We start from the raw sequence: 17949 nt of genomic DNA, 5'->3' as shown, positions 1-17949 counted from the left end.
GCGGTCCATTGCAGTCCATGTTCCTGAACGAGATGCGTCCCATGCCTACGCCCAATGTCGAAGCCGTCAAACTGGATGAACTGAACGGTTGGCGCATCCGCCACGGTCAGGCCGAGTTGCTGGTGGCCCAGCAAGGCGCGCATATCCTCAGCTATCAGGTGGATGGCCAGCCGCCGCTGATCTGGCTCAATGACCAGGCTACGTTCAAGGCGGGCAAGAGCATCCGCGCCGGTGTGCCGGTGTGCTGGCCCTGGTTCGGCAACCTGACCCGCAACCCCGACAGCATCCAGGCCATGCGCGTCAGCAATGAACCGGCCACGGCCCACGGCCTGGTGCGAGCGATGGATTGGGAATTGAAAGGCATCGAGGCCGTGGGCGAGCGCCTGAACATCGAATTCGTGCTGCCCTACCCGGAAAACGGCCTGCCTGGGTGGCCCCATCAGGTCGACCTGACGCTGACCATCGTGATGGATGAGCAACTGCATATCCGCCTCACCAGCCATAACCGAGGCAGCGAGACCGTCAGCCTCAGCCAGGCGCTGCACAGCTATTTCGCGGTCAGCGATGTGCGCAACGTACAGGTCGACGGGGTCGACGGCCTGGACTACATCGAGACGCTGGACGACTGGAATACACACACCCAGGCGGGCGACCTGCGCTTCGTCGGTGAAACCGACCGTATCTATCTCGATACCCCACCGACACTGAGCATCGTCGACCCCCATTGGAATCGACGCATAGAACTGACCGCTAGCGGATCACGCTCGGCGGTGATCTGGAACCCCTGGACCGAGCGCGCCAAGGCCTTCAGCGACATGGCCGACGATGGCTGGCAGCGCATGCTTTGCATCGAGACGGCCAACGTGATGGATGATGCGGTGACGTTGTTGCCGGACGCCAGCCATACCCTTGGCGTGAGTATTTGCAGCAAGCCGCTCTGACACCGCAAGGCTACTGTGGGAGCGAGCTTGCTCGCGATAGCGGATTGACAGTCAACACCTGCGTCGACTGACGCATCGCCATCGCGAGCAAGCTCGCTCCCACAATTGGAACTGTGTCAGGTCAACCGGCCGGTCACAAATCCGCCTCCTGCACCACCCTCACCTTCTCCGCATCCAGCGCATACGCCGCGCTCGCCAGGTCGTTGTCGACCTTCTCGATCTTCAGGGTGCCGGTGACCCACAGCGGCGTATAGATGTCGTCGAGCTTCACGCCCTTGGGATAGCGCACCAGTACCAATTGATTGGGCGGCGGCGGGGGAACGTGGATGCAGGCGCCCGGGTAAGGCACCAGGAAAAACAACGTGCTGCGGCCTTTGGCGTCGGTCTCCAAAGGAACCGGATAGCCGCCAATGCGCAGGTGCTTGTCATTCATCGACGCCACGGTCTTGGTCGAGTACATCACCGCCGGCAAGCCTTTGCTTTGCTTCAAGCCACCTTTTTCAGTGAAGGTGCCACTGGCTTCGGGGGAGTCGTGATCGATCTCGGGCATCGCCTCGAGGGCTTTCTGGTCCGACTTGGGCATCAGTTCGAGCCAGTCGGTTTCCGGTAGCTCGGCGGCGTGGGCCAGGCCACTGCCCAGCAAAAGAAGGGTCAACACTAGACGGCGCATGAAAGGGCTCGGCAATGAATGGAATGAAACGCCGGGCAGTTTAGCCCTCTCCGTGCGCCGCGCGGAGAGGGCTTCATCAGGTTTGATCAGTTTCTTTTGATCAGGCCGTAGATCACCAGCAACACGATGGCACCCACCAGGGCGCCGATGAAGCCCGCGCCTTCGCCGGCCTGATAGATGCCCAGGGCCTGGCCGCCGTAAGTGGCCGCCAACGAACCGCCGATACCGAGCAGGATAGTCATGATCCAGCCCATGCTGTCATCGCCGGGCTTCAGGAAGCGTGCGAGCAGGCCAACGATCAAGCCGATTAAAATGGTTCCGATGATTCCCATGGCATTTCCCTCTGATTGAACGCTAAGCCAAAACCCTGATCGGGTTTTGGCACTTAGCCATGAGAGAGGTTAGCCGATGAATGGTTCCACCGCCGTTGCAGACTATTGTTCGGCGATCAGCGTTTCGACCTTGATGATCTGCTGGGCCAGCGTGGCACGGTCGGCGCAACGCAGGTTGGCGTGGCCAACCTTGCGCCCCACTTTGAAAGCCTTGCCATAGTGATGCAGGTGGCAGTCGGCGATTGCCAGGACTTTTTCGGTGTCCGGCACTTTGCCGATGAAATTCAGCATCGCGCTTTCACCGACCTTGGCGGTCGACCCCAGCGGCAACCCAGCGACCGCCCGCAGGTGGTTTTCGAACTGGCTGCACTCGGCGCCTTCAGTGGTCCAGTGCCCGGAATTGTGGACACGCGGGGCGATTTCGTTGGCCTTGAGGCCGCCGTCCACTTCGAAGAACTCGAACGCCATTACACCAACGTAGTCAAGCTGCTTGAGCACGCGGCTGGAGTAGTCTTCGGCCAGGGCTTGCAGTGGATGGTCGGTGCTGGCGACGGACAGCTTGAGAATACCGTCCTTGTGGGTGTTGTGCACCAGCGGGTAGAAGCGGATTTCACCGTCGCGGGCACGCACGGCGATGAGCGAGACTTCACCGGTGAACGGCACGAAACCTTCCAGCAGGCAGCCGACGCTGCCCAGCTCGGCAAAGGTGCCGGCGACATCTTCAGGGTTGCGCAGGACTTTCTGGCCCTTGCCGTCGTAACCCAGGGTACGGGTTTTGAGCACGGCCGGCAGGCCGATTGAAGCGACCGCGGCTTCCAGGTCAGCCTGGGACTGGATGTCGGCAAAGGCCGGCGTCGGGATGCCCAGGTCCTTGAACATGTTCTTTTCGAACCAACGGTCGCGGGCGATACGCAGGGCTTCGGCGCTCGGGTAGACCGGGACGAACTGGGACAGGAAGGCCACGGTTTCAGCCGGGACGCTTTCGAACTCGAAGGTCACCAGGTCGACCTCATCGGCCAATTGGCGCAAGTGATCCTGGTCGCCATAATCGGCCCGCAGGTGTTCACCCAAGGCAGCGGCACAGGCGTCCGGCGCCGGGTCCAGGAAAGCGAAGTTCATCCCCAGCGGCGTACCCGCCAGGGCCAACATGCGACCCAACTGGCCGCCACCGATTACACCGATCTTCATTCTTCAACAACCTCAGGCAATGCGTGGGTCCGGATTGTCCAGGACGCTGTCTGTCTGCTCAGCGCGGAATTTTTTCAGCACGGTATGAAATTGGGGATGCTTGGCGCCCAGGATACTCGCCGACAGCAGGGCGGCATTGATCGCGCCGGCCTTGCCGATGGCCAGGGTAGCGACCGGAATGCCGGCCGGCATCTGCACGATCGATAGCAACGAATCGACACCCGAGAGCATCGAGGACTGCACCGGCACGCCCAGTACTGGCAAATGAGTCTTGGCCGCGCACATGCCTGGCAAGTGGGCCGCACCACCGGCGCCGGCGATGATCACTTCGATGCCACGCGCGTCGGCTTCTTCGGCGTACTGGAACAGCAGGTCCGGGGTACGGTGGGCAGACACCACTTTCACCTCGTAAGGGATGCCGAGCTTTTCCAGCATATCGGCGGTGTGGCTAAGGGTGGACCAATCGGACTTGGAGCCCATGATCACGCCAACCAGTGCACTCATCGTCGTGCCTCTTCTCTCTGGGCGCCCTGGGGCGCGTCAAAAAACAACAAGCCACGCAGGAAACCGGCGTGGCTTGTTGTACGAATGATGGCCGGATGAACCGACCGAAGGCCGGGCAGTATACCGAAAACGAAGGATTAAACGCACTTTCGCCGACCATCTGCCTTTTGTGCTGAAGCGGTGGTTTTATTGACTTAGAAGTCAATCTTGCAGCACTGCAAATCCCTGTGTGGGAGCGAGCCTGCTCGCGATAGCGGTGTATCAGTCGAGCAAGTATTGCCTGCAAGTCCGCCATCGCGAGCAGGCTCGCTCCCACAGGGTTTGCAGTGCTATCAAGATCCCGTGACACCCTGCACCACCCCACCCTCGAGCTTGCGCCACAGCAACCGCACATTGGCCTTGCGCACCAGGGCGCAGCGGTACAGGCGGATCTCCAGCGGGACATGCCATTGCGCCCCGCCGCAGATCACCAGCTCGCCCCGGGCCAGTTCGTTGCGCACGCTCAGGTGAGGCACCCAGGCGATGCCCAGCCCTTCCAGGGCCATGCTTTTCAGGCTGTCGGCCATGGCCGTCTCGTACACCGTGGTAAAGCGCAGCGCACGCTGGCGCAGCAATTGGTTCACCGAACGCCCGAGAAATGCCCCCGCGCTGTAGGCCAACAGCGGCACGCTGGCTTCGCCTTCGAGGTCGAACAACGGCCTTGCGTGTGGATCGGCCGCGCACACCGGCAACATCTCGGTCTGGCCCAAGTGCAACGAAGGGAAAATCTCTGGATCCATCTGCATGGCTGAATCGGGGTCATAAAAAGCCAGCATCAAGTCACAACCGCCCTCGCGCAAGGCGTGCACGGCATCGCCGACGTTCGTGGCGACCAGCCGCGTGGCGATGTTCATGCCTTCGTTACGCAGTTGAGCGATCCAACGGGGAAAGAAGCCCAGCGCCAGGGAGTGGGCCGCCGCCACCTGGATGACTTCTCCCTGCCCGCCTTCGAGATGATGCAGATGCCGCAGCACTTCGCCTAACTGCTCGACCACCGTGCGCGCCGTCACCAGAAACAACTGCCCCGCCGCCGTCAATTCGATCGGCGTGCGCGAGCGGTTGACCAGCGTCAGCCCCAGCGCCGCTTCAAGGCTGCGGATCCGTCGGCTGAAGGCCGGTTGCGTCACGAAGCGGCGTTCGGCCGCCTGGGAAAAGCTGCGCGTCGCGGCCAAGGCACTGAAGTCCTCGAGCCATTTGCTTTCTAGATTCATTACCGTCCTCCCGAGGGACGCACCAAAACAGGTCACACGCTCGCCGCACTGTCGGCGTCACACGGGCATTATGCCGAATATGCATAGGCCAGTGTTTAACAGCATTGGCCCAAATTTTTCTGAAAGCCTAGGATTCACAGCGTTCCGGCTCTGACCGGGTCCTTATTGAGATGATTTCCATCATGTCCTCCGCTGCATCATTCCGCACAGAAAAAGACCTGCTTGGCGTACTCGAAGTACCGGCGCAAGCGTATTACGGCATCCAGACCCTACGAGCGATCAACAACTTTCGTCTCTCCGGTGTCCCGATCTCGCATTACCCTAAACTGGTGGTCGGTCTGGCAATGGTCAAGCAAGCCGCCGCTGACGCCAACCGTGAGTTGGGCCAGCTCAGCGAAGCCAAGCACGCCGCGATCAGCGAAGCTTGTGCACGGTTGATCCGCGGAGATTTCCACGAAGAATTCGTGGTGGACATGATCCAGGGCGGCGCCGGCACGTCGACCAACATGAATGCAAACGAAGTCATCGCCAACATCGCGCTGGAGGCCATGGGTCACCAGAAGGGCGAATACCAGTACCTGCACCCCAACAACGACGTGAACATGGCGCAGTCCACCAACGACGCCTACCCGACCGCGATCCGCCTGGGTCTGCTGCTGGGCCACGACGCGTTGCTGGCCAGCCTCGACAGCCTGATCCAGGCGTTTGCCGCCAAGGGCGAGGAATTCAGCCACGTCTTGAAAATGGGCCGCACCCAACTGCAAGACGCCGTGCCGATGACCCTCGGCCAGGAATTCCGTGCCTTCGCCACCACCCTGAGCGAAGACCTGGCGCGCCTGAAGACCCTGGCGCCCGAGTTGCTGACCGAGGTGAACCTGGGCGGCACCGCCATCGGCACCGGCATCAATGCCGACCCACGCTATCAGGCCCTGGCCGTACAGCGCCTGGCAACCATCAGCGGCCAGCCGCTGGTGCCGGCCGCCGACCTGATCGAAGCCACCTCCGACATGGGCGCCTTCGTGCTGTTCTCCGGCATGCTCAAGCGCACCGCGGTCAAGCTCTCGAAGATCTGTAACGACCTGCGCCTGCTGTCCAGCGGTCCACGCACCGGCATCAACGAAATCAACCTGCCGGCCCGCCAGCCAGGCAGCTCGATCATGCCGGGCAAGGTCAATCCGGTGATTCCGGAAGCGGTCAACCAAGTGGCATTCCAGATCATCGGCAACGACCTGGCCCTGACCATGGCGGCCGAAGGCGGCCAACTGCAACTGAACGTGATGGAGCCGCTGATCGCCTTCAAGATCTTCGACTCGATCCGCCTGCTGCAACGGGCCATGGACATGCTGCGCGAGCACTGCATCGTCGGCATCACCGCCAACGAAGCGCGCTGCCGCGAGCTGGTCGAGCACTCGATCGGCCTGGTCACCGCCCTGAACCCGTACATCGGCTATGAAAACGCCACCCGCATCGCCCGTGTTGCCCTGGAAAGCGGCCGCGGCGTGCTGGAGCTGGTGCGCGAAGAAGGCTTGCTCGACGACGCCATGCTCGACGACATCCTGCGCCCGGAAAACATGATTGCTCCGCGTCTGGTCCCGCTCAAGGCTTGATCGACGCCACCACCGCTCACCAGGTCGAGGGACTAGACACCTCTCACCTTTTGAGGGCTTGGGGACTCGTACCCCAAGCCCTTTTTTTTAACCGTCAACTGAGGCGCCAGCGAAATTTGTAGGAACAAGCCTGCTCGCGACAAACAACGACGCGCTGCCGTTGTACCCCGCGTCGCCAGCCATCGCGAACCGGCTTGCTCCTTCAGGAACCTGACCGAAAGGCCAGGAGATAAAAGGGTTCGTTTCGTCGTATGCACCACAACTGTGCAGACGGGCGTCGCACTGATAGGTATAGTGCCGCCCCTCTTCGCATGGGTGGTCGTCGTCAACGAGGCCTCGAAACATGCGAAAACCGAACTAATAACAAACCCGCGAAGTGGACCGGGACGAAACATCGCCCCCTCTGTCGAGCCGCGTGCCGACGGATGTAACACGATGTTTCCAAATGGCCAGCATTTGCTTTTAACAAAAAACAGCGAGGAATACTCATGCTCGAAGTCATCAACGACTTCCTCTCAGGGAAAGTGCTGATCGCGCTCATTGTCGGGCTCGGTGGCTACTTCACGATCCGCTCGCGTTTCGTCCAGTTCCGTCATTTCTTTCATATGTTCGCGGTGTTCCGTGACAGCCTGAAAAGCAGCACCGACCAGCTCAGTTCGTTCCAGGCCTTGATGCTCAGCCTGGCCGGCCGCGTCGGCGCGGGCAACATCGCCGGTGTCGGCATTGCCGTGACCCTCGGTGGTCCGGGTGCGGTGTTCTGGATGTGGGTGACCGCGCTGGTCGGCATGTCCAGCAGCTTCTTCGAATGCTCCCTCGGCCAGCTCTACAAGCGCTGCGACTCCGAAGGCCAGTACCGTGGCGGCCCGTCCTATTACATCCAGCACGGCCTGCAGAAGCGCTGGTTGGGCATGATCATGGCATTCCTGCTGCTGATCACCTTTGGCTTCGCCTTCAACGGCCTGCAAGCCCACGCCGTGACTCACTCGTTGAACAACGCCTTTGGCCTCGACACCACCTACACCGGCCTGGGCCTGGCGGTATTGCTGGGCCTGGTGTTCATCGGCGGGATCAAGCGTATCGCCAAAGTGGCCGACCTGCTGGTACCGGTCAAGACCCTGGCGTATATCGCCGTGACCCTCTACGTGATCGTGCTGCAGTTCGAACACGTGCCGGGCATGCTGGCGACTATCGTCAGGAGCGCCTTTGGCCTGGACCAGGCTTTCGGTGGCCTGATTGGCAGCGCCATTGTCATGGGCGTCAAGCGTGGCGTATTCGCCAACGAAGCCGGCCTGGGCAGCGCGCCTAACGTCGCGGCCGTTGCGTCCGTCGAGCACCCGGTCGCCCAAGGCGTGGTCCAGGCGTTCAGCGTGTTCCTGGATACCTTCGTGATCTGCACCTGCACCGCGCTGCTGATCCTGTTGTCGGGCTTCTACACTCCAGGCTTCGAAGGCGACGGCATTGCCCTGACCCAGAACTCCCTGGCGGCCGTGGTCGGTGACTGGGGTCGGGTCTTCATCTCCGTGGCCCTGTCGTTGTTCGTCTTCACCTCGATCCTCTACAACTACTACCTGGGCGAAAACAACCTGCGCTTCATGCTGGGTGAAAACCGCAAGGCGCTGATGGCGTATCGCACCCTGGTCCTGGCACTGATTTTCTGGGGCGCCATCGAGAACCTGGGCACCGTGTTCGCGTTCGCCGACATCACCATGACCCTGCTGGCGTTCGTGAACCTGATCGCGCTGTTCCTGCTGTTCAAAGTCGGCATGCGCATCCTGCGCGACTACGACGACCAACGCTCGGCCGGCATCAAGGTGCCTGTCTTCGATTCGAGCAAGTTCCCTGACCTGGACCTGGACCGCAAAGCCTGGCCAGCGAGCCCGTCGGCGCCTGCCGCCGATTCCGGCAACGCTCCGGCAAGCCTGGCTGCAGCGCAACGCTGATCAACGGTCTATTGGAAAAAAACCGGGCGCATCCCCTGCGTCCGGCGTGACACAACATAAGGTCGGCGTCATGCTCGACCTTATGTTGCGGCAGCGAGTGAAGCTGCTGTTTTCGTCCTCGGAGAACTTCCCATGAATGCCTCGACCTATCCTGCCGCCCAGCACGTCATGGTGCTCTACACCGGCGGCACCATCGGCATGCAAGCCAGCGCCAACGGCCTCGCCCCGGCATCCGGCTTCGAAGCGCGGATGCGCGACTACCTGCACAGCCAACCCGAACTGGTCGTGCCCCAGTGGCGCTTCCGGGAAATGGCGCCGCTGATCGACAGCGCCAACATGACGCCAGCGTACTGGCAGCAACTGCGCGAAGCGGTGGTCGATGCCGTGGATGTGCAAGGCTGCGACAGCGTGCTGATCCTCCACGGCACCGACACGCTGGCCTACAGCGCCGCCGCGATGAGCTTCCAGTTGCTGGGCCTGCATGCGCGGGTCTGCTTCACCGGTTCGATGCTGCCCGCCGGCGTGACCGACAGCGATGCCTGGGAAAACCTCAGCGGCGCGCTGGTCGCCCTGGGCCAAGGCCTGGCGCCGGGCGTACACCTTTATTTCCACGGTGAACTGCTGGCGCCGACCCGTTGCGCGAAAGTGCGCAGCTTCGGCCGTCATCCGTTCAAGCGTCTGGAACGTCAGGGCGGGGGCATCAAGGCGGCTTCCCTGCCAACCCAGCTGAATTACAACCAGCCCAAACACTTGGCGAATGTCGCGGCGCTGCCGCTGTTTCCCGGCATCGGTGCCGAGATCATCGATGGCCTGCTGGGCAGCGGCATCCAGGGCCTGGTGCTGGAGTGCTACGGCAGCGGCACCGGGCCGAGCGACAACCCGGCGTTCCTCACCAGCCTGGCACGGGCGCGGGACAGCGGCGTGGTGGTCGTGGCGGTGACGCAGTGCCATGAAGGCGGCGTCGAGCTGGACGTGTACGAAGCCGGCAGCCGTTTGCGCGGCGTTGGCGTGCTGTCCGGCGGCGGCATGACCCGCGAGGCGGCGTTCGGCAAGTTGCAGGCATTGATTGGCGCGGGGTTGCCGGTGGATGAGGTTCGCCGGTTGGTTGAGCTGGATCTGTGTGGTGAGTTGATCTGACGCTCTGTTAACCCTGTGGGAGCGAGCTTGCTCGCGATAGCGGCAGCCAGTCGACGTCTGCCTCGACTGACACACCGTCATCGCGAGCAAGCTCGCTCCCACAAGGTTTAGTGGCCGCTTTGCGGTCCTGGGCCGGCATACAACTTGCTCCGTCTCCCGTCTCCCCAGGCTGGAAACGGACCATGTTGCATTCCCACCTCACCACCCTCAACGCCGTCTCTCTGGTACTCGATGCCTTCAAGCACGATGGCCTGCCCAGTGATGCATTGCTGGCCGGCAGCGGCATCAGCACGGCGGACTTGAGCCGGGCCGACACGCGCATCACCACCAACCAAGAGATGCAGGTCTGTGCCAACGCCGTGGCCCTCAAGCGCGACATTGGCTTGGAATTGGGGCGCAACATGCACGTTTCTTCCTACGGCATGCTGGGATACGCCCTGCTCACGAGTGCCACCTTAGGTGACGCTTTGCGCCTGGCGTTGCGCTACCCGGCGCTGTTGGGAACACTCTTCGAGCTGGCCTTGGAGGACGACGGCGAGCACATCTGGCTCAGCGCCGGCGACTACCGGGAGAACCCGGCCCTGGCGGTGTTCAACGCCGAGTTCTGCATGGTGTCGCTGAAGGTGATCTGCAACGACCTGCTCGGTCACCCGCTGCCCTTGCGCGCGGCGCGCTTCGAACACTCCGCGCCGGACTACCAGGCGCGCTATGCCTACCTGTTCGACTGCCCGGTGCGCTTCGACAGCTTCGACAACGCCTTCGCCTTCGATCGCCACTGGCTGGAACAACCCTTGCCGCTGGCCGACCCCATCACCCATCAAGCCATGGCCGAACGTTGCCGGCGGCAAAACACGGAATTCACCGGCCGCCAAGCCTGGCTGGGACGAATCCGCCAACTGCTCGGCGCGCAACTGGACGCCGCCCCGGGCCTGGAAGGCCTGGCCGAGCAAATGAACTGCTCGGCGCGCACCCTGCGCCGGCACCTCAAGGACCTGGGTTGCAGCTATCAAGAACTGCTCGATGAACTGCGCTTCGAGCGGGCCAAGCAGATGCTCTGCGAGGATCAGCTGCCGATCTACCGGATCGCCGAACTGCTTGGCTTTAGTGAAACAGCGAGCTTTCGCCATGCCTTCGTGCGCTGGAGCGGCGTGGCGCCGAGTCGGTTCAGGGCGTGAAAGTTGGCTTCAACACGATCCCCGTGGCGAGGGAGCTTGCTCCCGCTCGGCGGCGTAGCCGTCGCAAACCGGCTGACGCGGATTAACTATAGAAGCGCGTTGGATCGGTTGGGGCGGCTTCGCCCCCCAGCGGGAGCAAGCTCCCTCGCCACGGGTTGTGAAACTGCGAACCCGTCCACGCCCCGAATCGGCTCACACCCGCGCCAACAAGGGGCGATTTACGGTCAAACCTTTTGGCCATTTCGATCCCCTTTTGGCCTCTCCTGCCGTTCTCCGAAACGCTTCGCGCCGCAAGACTGTGTTCCAACGAATCAGCCCTGCGGAGAACAAGAATGCTGACGATCTACTCAGACGATCACCACCTGCACCACGGACGCTGCGAATTACTGGATGGGCAGTTGATGCCCTGTTTCGAAATGCCGTCCCGGGCCGACCATGTGTTGGAGCGGGTCAAGGCTCGGGCGTTGGGGCCGGTGGAGGCGCCGAAGGACTTCGGCCTCGCGCCGATCCAGCGTGTCCACAGCCCGGCGTACCTGGAATTTTTCAAGGGCGCCTGGGAGCGTTGGACCGAGTTCAATCGCGACGGTGACCTGCTGCCCTACACCTGGCCGGCCCGCACCTTGCGCTCGGTGATCCCGACCAGCCTGCACGGCCAGCTCGGCTATTACAGCTTTGATGGAGGAGCGCCGATTACCGCCGGTACCTGGCAAGCGGCGTACAGCGCAGCCCAGGTCGCCCTCACCGCCCAGGCCGACATCCAGCGTGGCGCCCGTAGCGCCTTCGCGTTGTGTCGCCCACCGGGACACCACGCTGCAAGCGACTTGATGGGTGGTTATTGCTACCTCAACAATGCCGCCATCGCAGCACAGGCCTTTCTTGACCAGGGGCACAAAAAGGTTGCGATCCTCGACGTGGACTACCACCACGGCAACGGCACCCAATCGATTTTCTACGAGCGCAGCGACGTGCTGTTCGCGTCGATCCACGGCCACCCGGAGGCCGAGTTCCCATTCTTTCTGGGCTACGAAGATGAGCGCGGCGAAGGTGCCGGCGCGGGCTTTAACTTCAACTACCCTTTGCCGGCGGGCTCGGGTTGGGAAACCTGGAGCGCCGCGCTGGTACAAGCCTGCGGCGAAGTCCATCGCTACGACGCCGACGTCATCGTCGTGTCCCTGGGCGTGGACACGTTCAAGGACGACCCCATCTCGCAATTCAAGCTCGACAGCCCGGACTACCTGGCGATGGGCAAACGCATCGCGGCGCTCGGCAAGCCGACGCTGTTCGTGATGGAAGGCGGCTACGCGGTGGCAGAAATCGGCATCAATGCCGTGAACGTTCTTGAAGGTTTCCAAAGCGCCCAATGAGGAACAACAGCATGAACAGACTCAAGCGATTGATGGCCCCGGCCCTGTGCGCCGCGCTGCTGTGTGGCGCCGCTCAGGCCGAGGAGCGCACGTTGCGCGTCTACAACTGGTTCGACTACATCACGCCCAAGGCCTTGGATGACTTCAAGGCGCAGAACAGCCAGGTCAAGCTGATCTACGACATCTTCGACACCAACGAAGCCCTGGAGGCCAAGCTGCTGACGGGCAACGCTGGCTACGACGTGGTGGTGCCGTCCAACGTGTTCCTGGCCAAGCAGATCGAAGCCGGGGTGTTCCAGCCCTTGGATCGCAGCAAGCTGCCGAATTGGAACCACCTCGATCCCAAGCTGATGAAGCTGATCGAGGCCAACGACCCAGGCAACAAATTCGCCGTGCCTTACATGTACGGCACCATCCTGATCGGCTTCAACCCGGACAAGGTCAAGGCCGCGCTGGGTGAAAACGCGCCGGTGGACAGCTGGGACCTGATCTTCAAGGAAGAAAACATCAGCAAGCTCAAGCAGTGCGGCGTGGCCTTGCTCGATTCGCCGTCGGAAATCCTGCCCCTGGCCTTGCAGCACCTGGGCCTGGACCCCAACAGCAATAAGCCGGCGGACTACGCCAAGGCCCAAGCGCTGCTGTTGAAGATTCGGCCCTACATCACCTATTTCCACTCCTCCAAATACATGGCGGATATCGCCAACGGCGATATCTGCGTGGCCGTCGGTTATTCCGGCAGCTTCTCCCAGGCGGCCAACCGCGCCAAGGAAGCCAAGAACGGCGTGACGGTGGACATGCGCCTGCCCAAGGAGGGCGCGCCGATCTGGTTCGACATGCTCGCCATTCCTAAAGGGGCGAAAAACCCGGACGACGCCTACACCTTCATCAATTACTTGTTGCAACCGCAGGTGATCGCGCCGATCAGTGATTTTGTCGGTTATCCGAACCCGAACAAAGACGCTACCGAAAGCGTCGACCCAGCGATCCGCGGCAACTCCAACCTGTACCCGACCGAAGCGGCCATGGCGACGCTGTATACGCTTCAACCGTTGCCGAGGGATGCCGAGCGCGCACGCACGCGAGCCTGGACGCGAATCAAATCCGGCCAGTAACCACGTCGTATCGGCGCCAAGGTCATACGTCGGCCTATACATAGTTACCACCTGCCCCAGTCCGTGCCTCCCTAGCATGAAAAACCCGAAGCGTTCGGCTTCGGGTTTTCATGTTCAAGGAGGGACACGCAAATGACACTCGACTCGACTGACACAGGCCCTACGTCCGACGCAAGCATCAAGGCAGCATTGCTCAACCAATTGCTTGCAGGCCCCACCTACCCGGAAGTGGCCGCCGGACTCCTGCAAGGTGCGCTCAAGGACCTTTATCCGTCCTTGGACCTGGACCCCTACACAACCGTCCTCGCCGAACCGGCCTGGGACATCGTCGGCGGCGAAATCGTAGCGTTGCCAACCCGTTATGAGTCACTGAGCAACTTACTGGCCGATCAGATCGACCAGGAACATCCGACCTTGTTGATTGAGGGTTTGCACTTCCTGACCCGGCTGCCGATTACCGAACCCGAAGTGCATTTGCCGGTGCGCATCGAGCAGATCGGAAGGTTGATCAATGAGCTGGCGCCCGCGATGTTGAAGGCCAACCAGGAACAACAACTGGCTTACTGGAACATGCCATTCGGTCATTACGGTGCCCGCTGGCATGAGCTGTCCAATACATTGCGCAAATTCTGGGACGTGCGGCAACTCAAGGGCTGGACGGCGGACGAATGTGCCATGGCCAGGCAACTTTACCTGTACCCCGACCCGCAAGACCGTAAGGATAAATTCCAAAGCCACGCGTACCTGGTCGACGTCGATGCAGTCGCTGACACTCAGGTCACTCGCTTGAACGAGAACTCGCTGGTCGTCCTGATCGGTCAGATCGATGACAAGGAGGTCATCCTTACGCACTCGTTGTACAGCGGTTATGAGAAGTTCGAGACACGTGACGCATTGGGCCAGTCCCTTACCGATCATCTGTCGCTCTCTCACCCCACCACCGCGATACGCTGGCGGCTCTATGAACCGCGCGCAAACATTTTCGACAGCAAGGCCTGTGGACTTATTGGTGTGCAAGTCAGGGTGCTCGGAAACCCTCGTGCGGACTCGGACGCTGTCGCTGCTGAGCCCGAAATACCCATCAGTGGAATCGCGGTCGGACCAGGCGAGGCGTGGTTCAAGCAGCAGATACCCGATTGGTTACGCAACGCACCAGTAGCCGACCAGACGTTGTTCGCTCAATACATGAAAAACCTGTCGGCGCTGGGCAGTTCCCACGCCGGCGAAACCTACCTGGACGATATCCCTTCGATCAAGGACTACGCGTCAAATGCCTTGAAAACCCAGATGCAATCCGACCACAGCGATGTTTCGACTCTGAAACCGGAAACAATCGTCATCGAGATAACAAGCCCGGTGGTCTGGGGGACCTTTGTCGTTCCGTTCAAGTTCGACACAACCGAGTTCAACTTAATCGATCTCGCCTTGCAAAACCTGATTGCGCTTCCACAGGGCAACAAAACCGTGAAGTCCGTGGACGGGACCGAGCTCCCCGAATGGGTGACGGTGGACTACCTTGAGCGCCTTATTACCCAGGTCGATATCGGTCGCGTCTATCCAGAGCTGATCAAACGAAAACTACTCGACGATCCAACGCAATCGTCCCGTCGAGAGCGCCTGTTCAGTTCACAGCTACGCATACAACTGCCCCTGCTTGCGCTGGAAAGTAAATTGAAGGGGTTGGGCAATATCGATGATCGCGGCTGTCGTTACGTCGCGGCGCTGATGGAGCCGCTGGAAGCCGACCGCAAGGTTGATGGGCAAGCCATTGTCCTGCGCAAGCTGGCGTTCGTGCCAGAGTTGCAGCTCGGTATTTCCGAGGACATCGTGGCCAATATGTTTGTGATCGGCCCGCAGACACCCAGCGCCGGCCCCTGTCTGCTCTACCGCCCTCTACTCGAACCGCAGCTGTGCCAGTTCCCCTCGTTCAGCAATTTGCTCTATGCCATCAAGCAGTCAGCCACGTTGCGCCAATCGGTACTGGCGTGGCTGCCCGATGGGGTGCGGGACACTTACAGCCGACTGGTCTTCCCGGGCGCCCTGCCTTCGCCCTGGGCCGTTTTGGAGTTCGTGGCGACCCCCATCACATCATTAGCCAACGCGGGGCCCATCACCTTAAGCGACGAATCCTTGGGAGCCGATTTCATGCCGCTGTTGTTCAAGGCCAACGCCAACGCCCTGGTGACACTCGCCGATAAACAATCGGTTTCCAACAGCGAGAGCCGTTGGGAGTCGTTCAAACAGGCGGGGTGGTTGATTTTCAATCTGGCGTTGCCCTATCTCGGCACCACGGCGAACACCGCGACCTGGCTCTGGCAGATACTGGAGGACTTGGAACGGTTAGCGCAGGACGACGGAGAGCGCAAGGACCAGACCAAGTGGGAGGCCGTCGTGGATTTGCTGTTAAACGTGGCGTTAGGCGTGGTCAATATTGCTATCGATCGCTCCAAAGCAGGCAGCCGCGAACGACCAACACAAGCGCCTGAAGTAGCCCCGAAACAAAATGTGCCAGCACCACTTTCCAAACCAAGCATCGAGACACTTTCGCCACTCCTGCAAAAAGAACTGTCACAAGAGCACTACGAGTTCATCCATACCAGTGGCGCCTTGATGGGTAAATCCGGCAGTCACGCCGGGCTTCTCGCTAGCTTCAGCATCGATGCGCCCGATAACCTCGGGCAACCCGAGAGCGAAGGCGTGTTCAAAGGCCTCTACCCGAAAAATGGGAAGTGGTATGCAAAGCTGGCGAGCCAGTGTTTTGAAGTCAGCGTCGAGGGCGAGCAGGTCAGCATCATCAAGGACACATGCTCCGGCCCCCCCTTGCTCCGGGACGAGCGTGACCAGTGGAGAATCGATAGTCGCTTGCGATTAAAGGGCAGCGGATCGAAAGGCGTCAGGCAGAAAGTCGTCGTCGCGGCACAACGCCGCAACATTGAATTGCTTGCCGAACTCAATAAATTTGAAGAAAGCAGAACGTATAACGAATGGGCGCTGAATATCGGTGCTCAAAACATGGAGCGGGCATCGGCCGATACCAGGGACATTTTTGCTGAAGCTTATAGAGTCTCCCTGCAAACGCAGCGGCAAAACTATGAACGGGCATTGAGCGCTTTGATGGAGTGGCCGGTCTTCCAGGCGAGGCCGGATGCTCCGCGCGTGAGCCTTGGTTACCTGAACGCGCAAATAAATTTCACTTTCGCTGACATGGACATATTGCGGGAACAATTTCTGCCCGCCATGGCGCAGGCGAGGGACATGATCACCCCTCGCTTCCAAATGCGCGAGCAACGACACGTCGATGCTGCCAACAGCATGATTCAGCTCGGTGACAACATGATCGAGCGTCTGGAATATATTGAGACACGCTTTTCCAAGCTCAAGAAACTCGGGCTCGGCGGCTTTGAGTTTGTGCGCGAATACCGCAGAAAAATGCCTTCCTACACCAGCGACGATCTACGAATTCTTCAATTGGAAATGTATCGCCACCTCTGCCTGACCCTCGATAGCGTTAAAACAATGCCCGAAGGTTGGCTGGAGATTGACCGACTGATCGACAATGCGATGGTGGCCTTCCAAACCTTGCGCGAGGCGCTCGATGAAACAACCAGGATCCGGCTGGACGAACAAATCGATGCACTCGGCAGCCTGACGGAACAGTTCACGGCCATCCAAGAGCACCTGGACTACATGGGAAACGAATATCAGGACAGCGCTAACACTCAACAACTCAAGCATCTGGGTAATCGAATAACCAAGGCAAAAGAGCGAGCGTTGCGTCATTTGGCCAAGGCCCTCGACGAGCGAAGCAATAAACGACAATCGCTGACTGTGCATGAGGAACGCCCCCGCTCCAGGAGGAAGTTCATCAGAGGCCGCTTCTGGGGAGTCGTCAGCGGCGTGGCTCGCCTGACCAGCTCGTACGAAGAAACGGGTTGGGTCGAGGTGAGGAATCCGTTATCCGGTGAAATGATCGCTTTGTTCCACCGTAAGGAAACCGGTGAATGGGTCCCCCATATCGAGGCCAACGAACCTCCGGCGATCCCCGCTCTGAAAACCAGCGTCAAGAAAGGCAAAGCCCTGATCAAAGGACTCTCTGCCTTCAAAACACAAGTCCAAAATGACCTGCAGCAGCCAGACCGTACACCGTCCGGTATTTCATTGATCATGGGCGCCCATGCGAGCCGGTTCGATACAGTCGCCAATGCAATCGAAAAGGCGCTCGACCGGGCCAGGAACGAAACGGTCGAACTTGCGCCAGAAGAACGGAGTTCCGCCGAATCCTTGCGATTACAGCTCAAGAGCGAAGCGACGGCGCTACGCGCCGAGGAGCACGAGACCGTACTGGGGCTCATCAAACGAAGCCCGCCCAACATGAGCGGCGTCACTTGGCTGAACGAACGAAACCTCATCCACGTGACTAAACGAATCAACCGAAAGCGCATCAAGACCCCGGCGGGAAAGCGATACCTCGACCGGTATGAAATTCAGGACAAGCAAAGCGGCAAGCCGCTATGGTTCGCGGACTTTCACTACTCCACCTTTTGGGGGGTCGACCTCAAGTTTCTTTCGGCACACCTGAGAACCCCTGAGCAGGTCAAGTCAGGCATGGCAGACATCTCCTTGGATGGATTGAACCAACGTCAATTGATTGATCGTTACCGCAGCGAAATCGCCGTGGATCAGGCCATACAGGTGTTCTTTCCAAAGAAACGGCCATGAAGCCGAGCCT

At 60.5% G+C, this 17949-nt stretch carries 13 protein-coding genes; 8 read left to right on the top strand and 5 right to left on the bottom strand.

Annotated elements, in window-relative coordinates; all coding sequences use genetic code 11:
* Nucleotides 1-41 precede the first annotated feature (41 nt).
* Complete coding sequence (locus tag J3P81_RS00330; RefSeq protein ID WP_434561580.1) at nt 42-941, top strand: D-hexose-6-phosphate mutarotase; 900 nt, start codon at nt 42-44, stop codon at nt 939-941.
* Nucleotides 942-1074: 133 nt separating this feature from the next.
* Here the strand turns inward: J3P81_RS00330 and J3P81_RS00325 are convergent, their stop codons facing one another.
* From J3P81_RS00325 to J3P81_RS00305, 5 genes are all read right to left on the bottom strand, one after another.
* A complete protein-coding gene (locus J3P81_RS00325; RefSeq protein WP_082112055.1) occupies nt 1075-1611 on the bottom strand; it encodes a DUF3299 domain-containing protein in 537 nt (178 codons plus the stop codon).
* A gap of 86 nt (nt 1612-1697) precedes the next feature.
* Nucleotides 1698-1943 (bottom strand): GlsB/YeaQ/YmgE family stress response membrane protein, encoded by a 246-nt coding sequence (locus J3P81_RS00320; protein WP_186611365.1) that lies wholly within the window; start codon nt 1941-1943, stop codon nt 1698-1700.
* Between the two features lie 102 nt (nt 1944-2045).
* Nucleotides 2046-3131, bottom strand: coding sequence for a 5-(carboxyamino)imidazole ribonucleotide synthase (locus J3P81_RS00315; protein WP_420767107.1), 1086 nt, complete (start codon nt 3129-3131; stop codon nt 2046-2048).
* 12 nt (nt 3132-3143) lie between these two features.
* Nucleotides 3144-3635, bottom strand: coding sequence for a 5-(carboxyamino)imidazole ribonucleotide mutase (purE, locus tag J3P81_RS00310; protein ID WP_420767106.1), 492 nt, complete (start codon nt 3633-3635; stop codon nt 3144-3146).
* A 332-nt stretch (nt 3636-3967) separates the two neighbouring features.
* Nucleotides 3968-4885 (bottom strand): LysR substrate-binding domain-containing protein, encoded by a 918-nt coding sequence (locus J3P81_RS00305; protein WP_420767105.1) that lies wholly within the window; start codon nt 4883-4885, stop codon nt 3968-3970.
* A gap of 182 nt (nt 4886-5067) precedes the next feature.
* On the opposite strand from J3P81_RS00305, the gene aspA reads away from it, so the two are divergent.
* The 7 genes from aspA to J3P81_RS00270 all read left to right on the top strand — a co-directional run bounded on the left by aspA (nt 5068) and on the right by J3P81_RS00270 (nt 17939).
* Complete coding sequence (aspA, locus tag J3P81_RS00300) at nt 5068-6492, top strand: aspartate ammonia-lyase (RefSeq protein WP_030139110.1); 1425 nt, start codon at nt 5068-5070, stop codon at nt 6490-6492.
* Nucleotides 6493-6980: 488 nt separating this feature from the next.
* Nucleotides 6981-8432, top strand: a complete 1452-nt coding sequence (locus J3P81_RS00295) for an alanine/glycine:cation symporter family protein (protein WP_420767104.1) — start codon at nt 6981-6983, stop codon at nt 8430-8432.
* A 132-nt stretch (nt 8433-8564) separates the two neighbouring features.
* On the top strand, nt 8565-9569 hold the full coding sequence (locus tag J3P81_RS00290) for an asparaginase (RefSeq protein WP_434561578.1): 1005 nt from the start codon (nt 8565-8567) through the stop codon (nt 9567-9569).
* 182 nt (nt 9570-9751) lie between these two features.
* Nucleotides 9752-10744, top strand: coding sequence for an AraC family transcriptional regulator (locus J3P81_RS00285; RefSeq protein WP_420766119.1), 993 nt, complete (start codon nt 9752-9754; stop codon nt 10742-10744).
* Nucleotides 10745-11076: 332 nt separating this feature from the next.
* Nucleotides 11077-12108, top strand: a complete 1032-nt coding sequence (locus tag J3P81_RS00280; protein WP_434561576.1) for a histone deacetylase family protein — start codon at nt 11077-11079, stop codon at nt 12106-12108.
* Between the two features lie 11 nt (nt 12109-12119).
* Complete coding sequence (locus tag J3P81_RS00275; protein WP_434561574.1) at nt 12120-13220, top strand: polyamine ABC transporter substrate-binding protein; 1101 nt, start codon at nt 12120-12122, stop codon at nt 13218-13220.
* A gap of 132 nt (nt 13221-13352) precedes the next feature.
* The gene (locus tag J3P81_RS00270; protein WP_434561572.1) at nt 13353-17939 is read left to right on the top strand and encodes a dermonecrotic toxin domain-containing protein; all 4587 of its coding nucleotides are present in this window, start codon (nt 13353-13355) and stop codon (nt 17937-17939) included.
* Nucleotides 17940-17949 lie beyond the last annotated feature (10 nt).

It is taken from the genome of Pseudomonas sp. R1-6, assembly GCF_051132115.1.
Lineage (GTDB): Bacteria > Pseudomonadota > Gammaproteobacteria > Pseudomonadales > Pseudomonadaceae > Aquipseudomonas.
Note: the sequence above shows the minus strand (reverse complement) of the source record. Positions and strands in the feature narration are given on the sequence as shown.